At 67.9% G+C, this 12,590-nt stretch carries 14 protein-coding genes; 8 read left to right on the plus strand and 6 right to left on the minus strand.

The genetic code is table 11. The features are described from left to right. Together ACRDUX_RS01360 and ACRDUX_RS01365 are read right to left on the minus strand one after the other, a co-directional pair. On the minus strand, positions 1–789 hold a 789-nt coding region (locus tag ACRDUX_RS01360), incomplete at its 3' end, for a HesA/MoeB/ThiF family protein (protein WP_526410281.1). A gap of 219 nt (positions 790–1,008) precedes the next feature. Then, positions 1,009–2,058 carry a DUF3152 domain-containing protein gene (locus ACRDUX_RS01365; protein WP_526410282.1) on the minus strand — a complete coding sequence of 350 codons (1,050 nt, stop codon included), beginning with the start codon at positions 2,056–2,058 and terminating at the stop codon, positions 1,009–1,011. A 182-nt stretch (positions 2,059–2,240) separates the two neighbouring features. Here ACRDUX_RS01365 and fasR point away from each other — a divergent pair, with 182 nt between their 5' ends. Beyond that, positions 2,241–2,927, plus strand: a complete 687-nt coding sequence (fasR, locus tag ACRDUX_RS01370; RefSeq protein ID WP_526410284.1) for an HTH-type transcriptional activator FasR — start codon at positions 2,241–2,243, stop codon at positions 2,925–2,927. On the opposite strand, the gene ACRDUX_RS01375 is transcribed toward fasR, so the two are convergent. Next, positions 2,924–3,184: a DUF3107 family protein gene (locus tag ACRDUX_RS01375; protein ID WP_526410286.1), complete on the minus strand. Its 261-nt coding sequence runs from the start codon at positions 3,182–3,184 to the stop codon at positions 2,924–2,926. The two genes, fasR and ACRDUX_RS01375, sit on opposite strands and share 4 nt — an antisense overlap. A gap of 234 nt (positions 3,185–3,418) precedes the next feature. On the opposite strand from ACRDUX_RS01375, the gene ACRDUX_RS01380 reads away from it, so the two are divergent. Beyond that, a complete protein-coding gene (locus ACRDUX_RS01380; protein WP_526410288.1) occupies positions 3,419–4,150 on the plus strand; it encodes a hypothetical protein in 732 nt (243 codons plus the stop codon). A 10-nt stretch (positions 4,151–4,160) separates the two neighbouring features. On the opposite strand, the gene ACRDUX_RS01385 is transcribed toward ACRDUX_RS01380, so the two are convergent. Beyond that, positions 4,161–4,865 (minus strand): ferritin-like fold-containing protein, encoded by a 705-nt coding sequence (locus ACRDUX_RS01385; protein ID WP_526410290.1) that lies wholly within the window; start codon positions 4,863–4,865, stop codon positions 4,161–4,163. Positions 4,866–5,124: 259 nt separating this feature from the next. Here ACRDUX_RS01385 and ACRDUX_RS01390 point away from each other — a divergent pair, with 259 nt between their 5' ends. Together ACRDUX_RS01390 and ACRDUX_RS01395 are read left to right on the plus strand one after the other, a co-directional pair. Beyond that, on the plus strand, positions 5,125–6,705 hold the full coding sequence (locus ACRDUX_RS01390; RefSeq protein WP_526410292.1) for a DEAD/DEAH box helicase: 1,581 nt from the start codon (positions 5,125–5,127) through the stop codon (positions 6,703–6,705). Positions 6,706–6,736: 31 nt separating this feature from the next. Beyond that, positions 6,737–7,975, plus strand: coding sequence for an Rv3212 family protein (locus ACRDUX_RS01395; RefSeq protein WP_526410294.1), 1,239 nt, complete (start codon positions 6,737–6,739; stop codon positions 7,973–7,975). Here the strand turns inward: ACRDUX_RS01395 and ACRDUX_RS01400 are convergent, their stop codons facing one another. Beyond that, positions 7,976–8,800 (minus strand): ParA family protein, encoded by an 825-nt coding sequence (locus tag ACRDUX_RS01400; RefSeq protein WP_526410296.1) that lies wholly within the window; start codon positions 8,798–8,800, stop codon positions 7,976–7,978. Positions 8,801–8,916: 116 nt separating this feature from the next. Here ACRDUX_RS01400 and ACRDUX_RS01405 point away from each other — a divergent pair, with 116 nt between their 5' ends. The 3 genes from ACRDUX_RS01405 to ACRDUX_RS01415 are packed head-to-tail and all read left to right on the plus strand — an operon-like array spanning position 8,917 to position 11,092. Beyond that, on the plus strand, positions 8,917–9,528 hold the full coding sequence (locus ACRDUX_RS01405) for an acid phosphatase (protein WP_526410298.1): 612 nt from the start codon (positions 8,917–8,919) through the stop codon (positions 9,526–9,528). Between the two features lie 14 nt (positions 9,529–9,542). Continuing rightward, positions 9,543–10,613: an isochorismate synthase gene (locus ACRDUX_RS01410; RefSeq protein WP_526410306.1), complete on the plus strand. Its 1,071-nt coding sequence runs from the start codon at positions 9,543–9,545 to the stop codon at positions 10,611–10,613. After that, entirely contained in the window at positions 10,610–11,092 is a 483-nt protein-coding gene (locus ACRDUX_RS01415; RefSeq protein ID WP_526410300.1) for a GNAT family N-acetyltransferase, read from the plus strand. The genes ACRDUX_RS01410 and ACRDUX_RS01415 overlap by 4 nt, the downstream gene beginning before the upstream one ends. Here ACRDUX_RS01415 and ACRDUX_RS01420 read toward each other — a convergent pair. Next, positions 11,044–11,469 (minus strand): hypothetical protein, encoded by a 426-nt coding sequence (locus ACRDUX_RS01420; protein WP_526410302.1) that lies wholly within the window; start codon positions 11,467–11,469, stop codon positions 11,044–11,046. The genes ACRDUX_RS01415 and ACRDUX_RS01420 overlap by 49 nt on opposite strands. A gap of 77 nt (positions 11,470–11,546) precedes the next feature. Between ACRDUX_RS01420 and ACRDUX_RS01425 the strand changes: the two genes are divergently transcribed. Then, positions 11,547–12,506: a diacylglycerol/lipid kinase family protein gene (locus ACRDUX_RS01425; protein ID WP_526410304.1), complete on the plus strand. Its 960-nt coding sequence runs from the start codon at positions 11,547–11,549 to the stop codon at positions 12,504–12,506. Positions 12,507–12,590: the final 84 nt, after the last annotated feature.

Below are 12,590 nucleotides of genomic sequence, written 5' to 3' on the forward strand. Positions count from 1 at the left end.
GATCTTCGGTGTCTCGGGGTCCTTGCGGATCTTGATGGTGCGGTAGGTCATGTCGAGCGCGTCGTAGACCATCAGCCTGCCGAGCAACGGCTCGCCGATGCCGGTCAGCAGCTTGATCGCCTCGGTACCCATCACCGAAGCGATCGACGCGCACAGAATGCCGAGCACGCCACCCTCCGCACAGGACGGCACCATTCCCGGTGGCGGCGGTTCGGGGTAAAGGTCGCGGTAGTTCAGGCCAAGACCGTCGGGGGCGTCCTCCCAGAACACCGACACCTGTCCCTCGAACCGGTAGATCGAACCCCAGACGTAGGGCTTGCCGGCCAGGACCGCGGCGTCGTTGACCAGGTACCGCGTCGCGAAGTTGTCGGTGCCGTCCAGGATCAGGTCGTACTGGCTGAACAGATCGATGGCGTTGTCCGGCTCCAGCCGCACTTCGTGCAGGCGCACCTCGACGAGCGGGTTTATCTCCTTGATCGAATCCTTCGCGCTCTGCGCCTTCGAGCGCCCGATGTCGGACTGTCCGTGGATGATCTGACGCTGCAGGTTGGATTCGTCGACGACGTCGAACTCCACGATGCCGATGGTGCCAACGCCCGCGGCGGCGAGGTACAGCAGTGTCGGCGAGCCGAGCCCTCCCGCGCCGATGACCAGCACGCGGGCGTTCTTGAGCCGCTTCTGACCGTCGACACCGAGGTCCGGAATGATCAGATGGCGGCTGTAGCGCGAAACCTCTTCACGCGTGAGCCCTGCCGCGGGTTCAACCAGCGGCGGTAGCGATGTGGACACCGGGTCGCTCCTCGAATCGACGTGAGTACCTCGTGACGATCACACCAGGCTCCTCCATTCAACGGCAATCCGCGGGCGGACCTTCCCCGGCAAGCAAGCGGGGTCGTGCGCGAGCGTGCGCATCATGCCGCCGACGATCGGCGTGTTGCGTACCAACACGCCCGCTCGCGGCAGAGGGAGGCGACGGAAGGGGGGTACAGGGGTAGAGGGTGGGGCAGCTCAGGCGATGGGATACGGCCACGGGTTGAAGCGGCACGTCTTGCCGTCGGCCTGCACTGATTCCGGGTCGAACCTGGCGTCGTCGTCGTTGTTGGTCGAGAACGTCTGCTGCATCATCACCGGCGCCAGGGCCCCGTTCTCGGCGCACGGCTCGTGTTTCCGATAGCCGATGGCGTGCCCGACCTCGTGGTTGACGACGTACTGGCGGTACGAGCCGATGTCGCCCTGGAACGGCACCGCACCACGCACCCAGCGGGCCTCGTTGACGAACACCCTGGACTGAGTCTCCTGGGCGGAGGTGTTCTGATACGCGGGGTTGTAGCAGGACGCCTCGAGCGGGATGTCGTAGCCACATCCCTCGCGCACCGTCATGGGTGTGGACAGCGAGACGCGGAAGTCAGGCTGGCCCTGGGAGACGTCGTCGATGCGGGTGAAGGCGATCTGCGGGTTGTGCGTCCAACTCTTCGGGTTGGTCAGGGTTTCGCTGACCATCCGCGCGAAGGCCTCGTCACCGCCGATGGCCGTGGTGTCGATACCGTCCTCGACCTCGACGGTGTAGGTGAAGGACTTCGTCGTGCCCTGGCCGACCTTGGGCGAGGTGCCCGGCACGATGTGCCAGGTCTTGGCGCCCGCCTCGGTGAACGGGCCGCCCTCGGGCAGGATGCCGGTCGGCAGGTTCGCGTCGAACTGCGTCATGCCCTTCGGTGGGGCGCCGATGATGCCCGTGCTGGCGGCGCCGATGGTCGGCGGCCCCTGGACGGGCCCCTCGGCGGTGACCGGCACGGGGGCGCTGGTGCCCGTCACCGTCTGGTAGACGACGAGCACGGTGATCGCCGCGAGGATCGGAAGGGCATAGGCACGCCAGCCATAGGTGGAGACGAACCGGCCCAGCCACGTCTGTTTTCGCCAGTGCTGGTGCTGGTCGCGATTGGAGCGCGGCCGACCCCCATCTTCTGCCAGCGGATCGCGCTGCGCGCGCAAGGGTTCCCTCCACTCGTTGCGCAGCACGGGCTGACGACCGCCCCCGCCACGCCCCGGGTCGTAGGTCACCGAACCAGAATGGCACAGCCCGGGCGATCGCAGGCCGTGGCGCGCCACCTGCGCCCCGACGACAGATGGCGCTATGGCCCGACCGGCGGTAGTAGTGTCGGATCGAGGGACCGCCGGATCGACCCGCTGGTGCCGGCCCGGTCAGCACCCGATACATAGCAGCGCAGCCAGATTGAGGACTCATGAGCGACATCGCCAACACCGCCCAGAGGCAGGGCGGACAACCGGCGAGTGGCGACGGTTCGACGAGTGGTCCCACCGGTGCGAATAGGCGCGGCAACCGCCTGCCCCGTGACGAGCGGCGAGGACAGCTGCTCATCGCCGCCAGCGAGGTCTTCGTCGACCGCGGCTATCACGCGGCGGGCATGGACGAGATCGCGGATCGGGCAGGCGTCAGCAAACCTGTTCTCTACCAGCATTTCTCATCGAAACTCGAGCTCTATCTGGCAGTCCTGCAACGGCACGTGGACAACCTGGTGTCGGGCGTGCGCCAAGCGCTGCGCACCACCACGGACAACCGCCAGCGGCTGCGGGCGGCGGTGCAGGCGTTCTTCGACTTCGTCGAGCACGACGGCCAGGGCTACCGGTTGATCTTCGAAAACGACTACGTGACCGAGCCTCAGGTCTCGGCGCAGGTCAAGGTAGCCACCGAGTCCTGCACCGACGCCGTGTTCGAGCTGATCAGCAGTGATTCCGGGCTGGAAGCGCACCGCGCCAGGATGATCGCGGTCGGGTTGGTCTCCACCAGCGTCGACTGCGCGCGGTATTGGCTGAACTCCGACCGGCCGATCTCGAAGGACGACGCGGTCGACGGCACGGTGCAGTTCGCCTGGGGCGGACTGTCACACGTGCCGCTGGCCCGCTTCTAGCCGAGCTTGTCGGCAGCTGCTGCTGCCGTGGCCCCGATGCCGAACCCCACCCGCCGACCGTCGGATGCGCCGATCTCGACGTAGGCGATCCTTGAGTTCTGAATCAGGTAGCGACGGCCCTTCTCATCGGTGAGGGCCAGGATGCCCGAGTCCTTGCCAAGCGCCTGGGTCACCAACTCCTCGACCTCGACGGGTGTCTGCGCGCTGCTGAGCACCAGCTCGCGCGGACTGTCGGTGACGCCGATCTTGACCTCCACGCTGAACCCTTCCCTTCGATGATGGTACTTCTGAGCAGGCTAGTGGACGGGCCGCGTCGAGCGCGCCAGCGGTGGCGCGACTTCGCTTGAAGCGAAGAGTTCAGCGTCCGATCCGACCCGCGAACCAACCGAGCCCGAACCGTGACCTGGCGGCCAGCGCGTCAACCTCGTGCGTCACACCAGCCTCGCTAGCATCGCTGAATCGACATCGAAAACGACCAACGGGATATCGGTATGGACAGGCCTTACGCAACGTATTCACCGACGTCGGGAACCGCCACCCGCGGCGCCAGGACCGACGAGCGCGACGCCGGCGGCTACGGCTCGTATGACTCATACGAGGACTACGACGACGGTTACGAAGACGGCTACGACGAGATCTACGAATACGAAGATCCCATCGACCGCCGTTGGATCTGGGTCGCCGGAGTTGCAGGCGCGATCCTCTTGATCGCCGTGATCTGCACGGTGGTCATCCTCGGCGGAGGAGACAGCGGCTCGGTGTCCAAGACGATCATCGCGACCACCCCGACGACCGCTCCCGTCGCCACGTCGACGGCGCCTCCCGTCAGGACGTCGGCAGCGCCTCCCCCCGTTGCGGTGGCACCCCTGTCACCGGAGACCGTCACCACGGTCGCGCCGAGTCCGAGCCCGACGGCGAGCGCCGATCCGGCACCAGCCGGGGCTGCGGCCTCACCCAACGCGATCACCTACCTGGTGACCGGCACCCGCCCGCTCCTGGACCTGGTCACCGTGGTCTACACCGACGCACAGGGCGCCCTGCAGACCGAGTTCAACGTCGCGCTGCCGTGGTCGCGAACCGTAACCCTGGATCCAGGGGTGGCATTGAAGTCGGTCACCGCGACCAGCTTGACCGGTCAGCTGAACTGCTCGATCACCGATGCCTCCGGCGCAGCGATCGTCACCCAGGCGACCAACTCGATGATCACCACCTGTACGAAGTAGCGGCGCCCGGCTAGCCGAGACCGAGTTCGCGCACCCGCGCGTCGTGGGTTTTCTGAAGCCGCTCGAAGAAGTCGGCGAGCCGGCCAAGCCCTTCACCGCTGGACACGACGAGATCGACCAGTTCGTCGTGCTCGGCGAGCACGTACTGGGCCTGGGTGATGGCCTCACCCAGCAGCCGGCGCGACCACAGCGCCAGACGGTGACGCTGCTTGTCGCTCGCGGTGACCGCCGCCTTGACCTCGGCGACGACGAACTGCGAGTGACTCGTTTCCGACAGCACCGCGCGCACGACGTCGGCCGCCTCACCGGGCAGCGCGTCGGCGATCTCGAGATAGAAGTCGGCAGCGAGCGCGTCGCCGATATAGGTCTTCACCAATGCCTCGAGCCAGGTGCTCGGCATGGTCAGGCGGTGGTAGTTCTCAAGGGCGGAGGCGTATTTCGTCATCGCGGCGACGATGTCGACGCCCCGCTTCGCCAGCGCATCCCGCAGCAGCTCGTAGTGGTTCATCTCGGCCGCGGCCATGCTGGCCATGTTGATCCGACCGGCCAGGTTCGGCGCCATCCGCGCTTCGTCGGTGAGCCGGTAGAACGCCGCCACCTCGCCGTAGGCCAGGAGGGCGAAGAGCTGGTTGACGCCAGGATGCTCGACCGACACGCCCGTCGTCGCGGGGTTCACCGTCTGCTCGGATGAGGGCGCAGGCTGCGTCGGAGTCATGGACCAACTCTAGACGGACTTCCACCCCCCCGAAGGGCGCGGCGACCGTCCCGCGAAAGGCGCCAGCTATCATGTAGTTGGCAGTGGCATGTCATCGACCCCGCCACTACCGAGAAATGTGCGCGCACGATGTCGGCCCGCTTACTCGAAGTCTCAAGGATTCTTCCAGCAAGCCGAGGCCCCCAACGTTCTTTCGTCGAACTCGTGTGCGCGTGTGGACGCCGCGAGATTGACAAACGAAAGGTTACGTCGGCAACGCATGACTGAACTCACCAACCCTTCCAACACCCCTGACACGGATGCCCCGACCCCCGACATAGACGTGGTCGTCGAAGCACCCGAAGCAGCCCCGAAGACCACCACCTTCGCCGAGCTCGGCGTCCGCGACGAGATCGTGCGCGCGCTCGCCGAGGGCGGTATCGAGCACACCTTCGCCATCCAGGAGCTGACCCTGCCACTGGCACTGGCCGGCGACGATCTGATCGGCCAGGCCCGCACCGGCATGGGCAAGACCTTCGCGTTCGGCGTGCCGCTGCTGCACCGTCTCGTCACCGACGAGACGCGGCCGCTCACCGGAATCCCCCGCGCCCTGATCGTCGTGCCGACCCGCGAGCTCTGCCTGCAGGTCTACGACGACCTGGCGACCGCGGCTCAGTACCTGAGGACGGGTACCTCGGAGTCTGGTGACCGCAAGCTGGCCGTCACCTCCATCTACGGCGGCCGTCCCTACGAGCCGCAGATCGAGGCACTGCAGAGGGGCGTCGACGTCATCGTCGGCACGCCGGGCCGCCTCCTCGACCTCGCGCAGCAGGGCCACCTGCAGCTCGGCGGCCTGTCGGTGCTGGTGCTCGACGAAGCCGACGAGATGCTCGACCTGGGCTTCCTGCCCGACATCGAGCGGATCCTCAAGCAGACCCCCGCAGACCGCCAGGCGATGCTGTTCTCCGCGACGATGCCGGACCCGATCATCACGCTGGCCCGCACCTTCATGAACCAGCCGACGCACATCCGCGCCGAGGCCCCGCACTCCGCGGCGACCCACGAGAACACCAAGCAGCACGTCTACCGTGCGCACGCGCTGGACAAGGTGGAAATGGTCAGCCGGGTGCTGCAAGCCCGCGGCCGTGGCGCGACGATGATCTTCACCAGGACCAAGCGAACCGCCCAGAAGGTCGCCGACGAACTCGCCGAGCGCGGCTTCAGCGTCGGCGCCGTGCACGGTGACCTCGGTCAGGGTGCACGCGAGAAGGCCCTCAAGGGCTTCCGCACCGGCGAGGTCGACGTGCTGGTCGCCACCGACGTCGCCGCGCGCGGCATCGACATCGACGACATCACCCACGTCATCAACTACCAGATTCCCGAGGACGAGCAGGCCTACGTGCACCGCATCGGACGCACCGGCCGCGCGGGCAAGACGGGTATCGCAGTCACCCTGGTCGACTGGGACGAGCTGCCGCGCTGGACGATGATCGACAAGGCACTGGGGCTCGACACACCCGATCCCGCCGAAACCTACTCGAACTCTCCGCACATCTACGAAGAGCTGGACATCCCGACGGACGTCACCGGCACCGGCGGTAAGGCCTCACGCACCAGGGAACCGTCGAAGCGACCGCCCCGCGAGGCCACCGAGAGGCAGCCACGCAACAGGGACCGCACCCGTCAGCGCACGCGTGGTGCCGCCAAGACCGCCACCGGCCACGTCGAAGGCACCGATCAGACCGCCGCGACGCCCCCCGCCGATGGCGACGGCGCGCCCGCTGGTGACTCCGCAGGCCCCGCCCGGCGCCGCCGCAGGCGTCGCCGTCCCAGCTCCTCATCCGCGCCGACCGCCGGCTGAGCCGAGGTACCCGCCGGCAGATGGTCAAACGGTGAAGATTCCCCGGTCGCTTCGCTCCTCGCCTCCGGAACGCCGCACCAGGTGTGACGTGCTGGCGGCATTGGCAATCGTCGTGGTGATCGCCGTCGCCGTCGCCCTGGTCTGGTGGAGCAGTGACGCGCGAGCGACCATCAGCAGGCCCGCGGCCGCCCAGGTGCCCGCGCTGCAGGCGGCCCGCGACGTGCCGTCGTCACTGCGCGAGCTGTGGACGGCCGCCAGCCCGGCGACCATCCGGCCCGTCGTCGCGGCGGGGTCCGTCGTCACCGGCGCAGGACGCGAGGTCGACGGCCGCGATCCGGCGACCGGAAACGTCCTGTGGAGCTATGCGCGCAACGTGGATCTCTGCGGCGTCACCTACGTCTACAACGACGCCGTCGCCGTGTACCCGGACACGCGTGGCTGCGGGCAGGTGACGACCATCGACGGCCAGACCGGGCGCCGCCACTACACCCGCACCGCCTACGCCGATCCCGAGGTGACACTGTCCTCGGACGGCTCGACGGTCCTGTCGGCCGGTGCCAGCAGGCTGGAGCTGTGGCGCTCCGACATGGTCCGGATGATCAGCTACGGCGCACTCGACGCCAGAATCAAGCCGAACGTGCCTGCTCAGCCGCTGTGCCGCCTGGCGTCCGCGGCCGCGAGCACGGCAGCCGTTTCGGTGCTGGAGGCCTGTCCCGGCCAGGCCGACATGCGTCTGACCCTGCTGAAACCGGCGGACGACGAGGATCAACCCACCACCAAGTTCGTCGGGCTGCCCGGGGTTTCCGCCGATTCCGGCGCGCAGGTGATCGCCGTGTCCGACACCACGACCGCGGTGTACGTCCCGTCGCCGACCCCCGCCGTCAACGTGATCGACGACACCGGGACCACGATCGCCAGTACGGCGCTGCCGAAACCAGCGTCGCCTCGGGCCAAGGCCTCGAGCGCGGGAGATTTGATCACCTGGTGGACCGGCGACAGCGTGATGGTCTTCGAGGCGAACGGGCTGAAGTACAAGTACACCGTCAGCGCGGTCGGCAGCCAGGCACCCGTGGGTCCGGCCACGCTGGTGGCTGGCAAGCTGCTGGTCCCCGTCACCACCGGCTACGACGTCTTCGACCCAAAGACCGGCGCAGGGGAATCCCACATCGACCTGAAGCGCCCACCGAGCGACACCGCGGTGGTGCCACAGATGGCGGGCAAGACGCTGCTGGAGCAACGCGGCGACACCCTGGTGGCGCTCGGTCAGTGACTACAGGTCGGGGGCGTACGTCGGCAGTGCCTTGCCCGACTTCCAGTACTTGAGCAAAGCCTTGGCGAGCTCGCGATAGGCGTTGGCGCCCTTGTTCTTTCGGCCCGCGAGCACTGAGGCACCCGACGCGCTGGCCTCGGCGAACCGCACCGTGCGCGGGATCGGTGGCGCGAGCACCACCAGACCGTAGCGATCGGCCACGTCGAGGAGCACGTCACGGCTGTGGGTGGTCCGCGAGTCGTACAGCGTGGGAAGCGCTCCCAGCATGTTCAGATCCGCGTTGGTGATCTGCTGGACGTCGTCGACCGTTCGCAGGAACTGTCCGACGCCACGGTGAGCCAGGGTCTCGCACTGCAGCGGCACGATCACGTCGCTCGCCGCGGTGAGGCCGTTGAGGGTGAGGACGCCGAGCGACGGCGGGCAGTCGATGATGACGACGTCGAATCGCTGGTCCGATGTCGCCGCCGGGGCGGCTCCAGCCCCCAACTTCGCGAGGGCACGCTTCAGCGCATACTCACGACCGGCTCGCATCAGCAGCATCGCCTCGGCACCGGCCAGGTCGATGTTGGCGGGCAGCAGCGTCATCCCCTCCGCCGTGGTCACCAGGGCCGCATCGGGCTCCACGTCGCCAAGGAGCACCTCGTGGATCGACACCGCCAGCTTGTCGGGGTCCTGGCCCAGGGAGAACGTCAGACACCCCTGAGGATCCAGGTCGACGAGGAGGACCCGTCGACCCTCCTCCGCCATTGCCGCACCCAACGACGCCACCGTCGTCGTCTTGGCGACCCCACCCTTTTGGTTGGCGACCGCTAGTACCTGCGTCATGTCTTCCCCGTCGCTTCGCTCGCCCCGGAATGTCTACCCCGTCGCTTCGCTCGCCCTCGAACCCGTTCATCCTGGCACGCGCGACGGCAGTTCGGGCGTGCGGCACAATCGCGGGTGTGAGTGTCGAACGCTTTCGCCTTCTGTTGCTGCGACACGGCGAGACGGAGTGGTCGAAGAGTGGCAGGCACACCGGCCGCACCGATCTCGAACTCACCGCCGAGGGCCGCGAGCAGGCCGGCCTTGCCACCGAGGCGCTGACCGACCTGCAGCTGCGTGACCCAATGGTGATCAGCAGCCCCCGGCACCGCGCGCTGGTCACCGCCGAACTCGCAGGCTTGACCGTCGACGAGGTGACGCCACTGCTGGCGGAGTGGGACTACGGCGACTACGAGGGCCTGACCACGCCCCAGATCCGCGAGACGGTTCCCGACTGGACGGTGTGGAAGTACGGCTGCCCCGACGGCGAGACCGTTGCCGAGATCGGCGTCCGCGCCGACCGCGCCGTCGCCCTGGCGCTGTCACACATGGAGTCACGCGACGTGGTGTTCGTGGGACACGGCCATTTCTCCCGTTCGGTGATGACCCGTTGGATGGAACTGCCCATCTCCGAGGGGATCCGGGTGTCCATGGCAGCCGCATCGATTGCGGTCTGCGGGTTCGAGCACGGTGTTCGGCAGATCTCCGCCCTCGGCCTCACCGGACATACCAACCCCTGCCTACCCGCGTGATCGAATCGTTCCTGATGGCGGGCCCCGACGGTGTCGTGGTCGCCGATGGCATCGGCACGGCGTATCCGCGGCTCGATGACGCACGGGCGGCACTTGCCTCGGGCGAGGCGCCGATCATCTTGGGCGCCTTACCCTTCGACGTGACGCTTCCGACCGCGCTGATGTGCCCCGATCGCGTCGGGTTCATCGATCTGCTGCCCGACTGGGCGCGTCGGGACATGCCAGAGGTGCGCATCGCCGAGACACTGCCTGCGCCCGACATTCATCGCGCCCGGATCGCCACGGCGCTGAAGCAGCTGAACGATCCCGCGTCCGCACTGCACAAGGTGGTCCTCGCGCGGGCGCTACGCCTCGTGGCGGACGACGCCATCGACGTCGGCACCATAGTGCACAGGCTTGCCCAGGACACCTCGGCGACAACGTATTTCGTGGACCTCAGCGCGGCGGGCGACCGATGTGCGGGCACGGCACTGGTCGGAGCCAGCCCCGAGCTGCTGGTGGCCCGCCGTGGCGAAGTCTTGACGTGCCGCCCCTTCGCAGGTTCGGCACCACGCTCGGCCGACACCGAGGTGGACCTGGCCAACGGCGCCGCGCTTGCGGACTCCGCGAAGAACCTGCACGAGCATCAGCTCGTGGTCGACCAGATGCGGACGGCCCTGCAACCACTGTGCTCCGACCTACGAATCGCGTCGTCGCCGGAGCTCAGCAGCACCTCGGAGGTCTGGCACCTGAGCACTCCCATCACCGGCCGCCTTCGCGACTCGTCCACCACCGCCTTGGATCTCGCCATTGCACTGCACCCGACCGCGGCCGTAGCCGGTGTTCCCACCGCGGACGCCATCGACGTCATCGGGCGCCTCGAGGGTGATCGCGGCTTCTACGCGGGCGCGGTCGGCTGGTGCGACGGCAACGGCGACGGCACGTGGGTGGTGTCCATCCGGTGCGCCGAACTGTCGGCCGACCGCCGCACCGCCGTCGCGAGGTCCGGCGGCGGAATCGTCGCCGAGTCCGATCCCGATGACGAAGTGGCCGAGACGAATACGAAGTTCCGGACGATCCTGACCGCGCTGGGAGTGAGCACGTGACCATCACCATCCGCAGAGCCCGCCCCGACGACGAGGCCGTACTGGTCTCCATGGTGCGCGAACTGGCCGAGTTCGAGCATGCCCTCGACGAGTGCACCGTGACCGAAAGTCAGCTGCGCCAAGCACTTTTCGGCGATCCGGTCACCGTACAGGCGCACGTGGCCGAGGTCGACGGCCAGCCTGCCGCGATGGCGCTGTGGTTCTACAACTTCTCCACGTGGGACGGTGTGGCGGGCATCTACCTGGAGGATCTGTTCGTCAGGCCGGCGTTTCGCCGCCACGGCCTGGCCCGCGCGCTGCTCTCGACACTGGCCGGCGAGTGCGTGACCAATGGCTACACGCGACTGTCCTGGGCCGTGCTCGACTGGAACTCCAACGCGATCGCCCTCTATGACTCCGTCGGCGGCCGTCCGCAGAACGAGTGGACCACCTACCGCGTTTCTGGTGAGGAGTTGTCGGAGCTCGCCGCGGGATCCTGAGCCGACAACCACTGCAGAGCCGACGGACTGAACAGCAGCGCCAGCGCGATGAACGCGACGACGGCAACGGGAACGCCGTAGGCCCACCGTTCGGAGCCAACGGCGATGTACCAGGCCACGGGCAGCAGGAGAAGCTGCGCGAACACCCCGATTCCGCGGCCCCATCGTCTGCCCGTCCACAACGCCCACCCAGCGGTGAACACCGCGGCCCCCATGACCACGAACCAGAGCGCGGTGCCGTACCCGCTGATGGACTTCTCGTGGGCGCCTGCGAGCGCGCGCGCCACCAGCACCACGGCCACGACCACCAGCGCGACGCCCTCCAGCGCCACCACTGCGGCCGCCTGACGGATGGACGACGGCGAGGGCACGATCACACGGTCGAGCGTAGAGCGCACCCGGCGGCCGTGGACGGGCCCATGCCCGACCGGCTGTGCCGTTAGGGTTGAGCCCCGTGCGTGCCGTCCTGATCGTGAACCCCAACGCCACCTCGACCACCCCGGCTGGGCGCGATCTGCTCGCGCACGCACTGGAGAGTCGCGTGAAGCTGACCGTCGCGCACACCGACCACCGCGGGCATGCCATCGAGATCGCCAGGGACGCCACGCGCGACGGCATCGACGTGGTCATCGTGCACGGCGGCGATGGCACGGTGAACGAGGTGGTCAACGGCATCCTCGGCGATTGCGGCCAGGCGCCGCCCGCCGGCGGACCGGCGATCGGAGTGGTGCCTGGCGGGTCCGCCAACGTCTTCGCGCGGGCCCTGGGCATCAGCCCCGACCCCACCGACGCGACCAATCAACTCGTCGACCTCCTCGGCGCCTACCGACGCGGCGCGGCGTGGCGCCGCATCGGACTGATGGACTGCGGCGTGCGGTGGGGTGTCTTCACCGCTGGCATGGGCGTGGACGGCGAGGTCGTGGCGGCAGTCGAGGCGCAGCGGGAGAAGGGCCGCAAGGTCACCGCGTCGCGCTACATCCGGGTGGCGACGCGCGAGCTCCTGGCCAGCGCCCGCAAGGAGCCGTCCCTGACGCTGGAGTTGCCTGGCCGGGACGCCATCTCCGGGGTCCACTTCGCGTTCGTCTCGAACTCCAGTCCGTGGACCTACGCCAACACGCGCCCCGTCTGGACGAACCCGTCGACCACCTTCGAGACGGGGCTGGGCATCTTCGCGACGACCAGCATGAACGTGTGGGCAAATCTGGGGCTGGTCGGCCAGATGCTCTCCAAGAAGCGCCGCTTGGAGGCCAAGCATCTGATCCGCGACGACGACGTTCCGTGGGTGCGCGTGACAGCCGACACACCGGTGGCGTGTCAGATCGACGGAGATTACGTCGGCCAGCGCGAAATGATGACGTTCAACGCGGTTCCGGACGCTCTCGGCGTCGTAGCACCACCGGCAAAAAACGTCTGACCTGCAGTCATGCTGAGAAGTGCGCGGTTTTAGGGCGCAACTGGTTTGAGTGTAGTACAAACGAATGAGCGGATTGACCACCCG

This window comes from Mycobacterium sp. (genome assembly GCF_050701675.1).
Classification (GTDB): Bacteria; Actinomycetota; Actinomycetes; order Mycobacteriales; family Mycobacteriaceae; genus Mycobacterium.

Coding starts and splice junctions, on each gene's coding strand:
- fasR (WP_526410284.1), top strand. CDS start 2,241: ATGAGCGACATCGCCAACACCGCCCAGAGGCAGGGCGGACAACCGGCG.
- ACRDUX_RS01385 (WP_526410290.1), bottom strand. CDS start 4,865: ATGACTCCGACGCAGCCTGCGCCCTCATCCGAGCAGACGGTGAACCCC.
- ACRDUX_RS01410 (WP_526410306.1), top strand. CDS start 9,543: ATGGCGGGCCCCGACGGTGTCGTGGTCGCCGATGGCATCGGCACGGCG.
- ACRDUX_RS01380 (WP_526410288.1), top strand. CDS start 3,419: ATGGACAGGCCTTACGCAACGTATTCACCGACGTCGGGAACCGCCACC.
- ACRDUX_RS01390 (WP_526410292.1), top strand. CDS start 5,125: ATGACTGAACTCACCAACCCTTCCAACACCCCTGACACGGATGCCCCG.
- ACRDUX_RS01400 (WP_526410296.1), bottom strand. CDS start 8,800: ATGACGCAGGTACTAGCGGTCGCCAACCAAAAGGGTGGGGTCGCCAAG.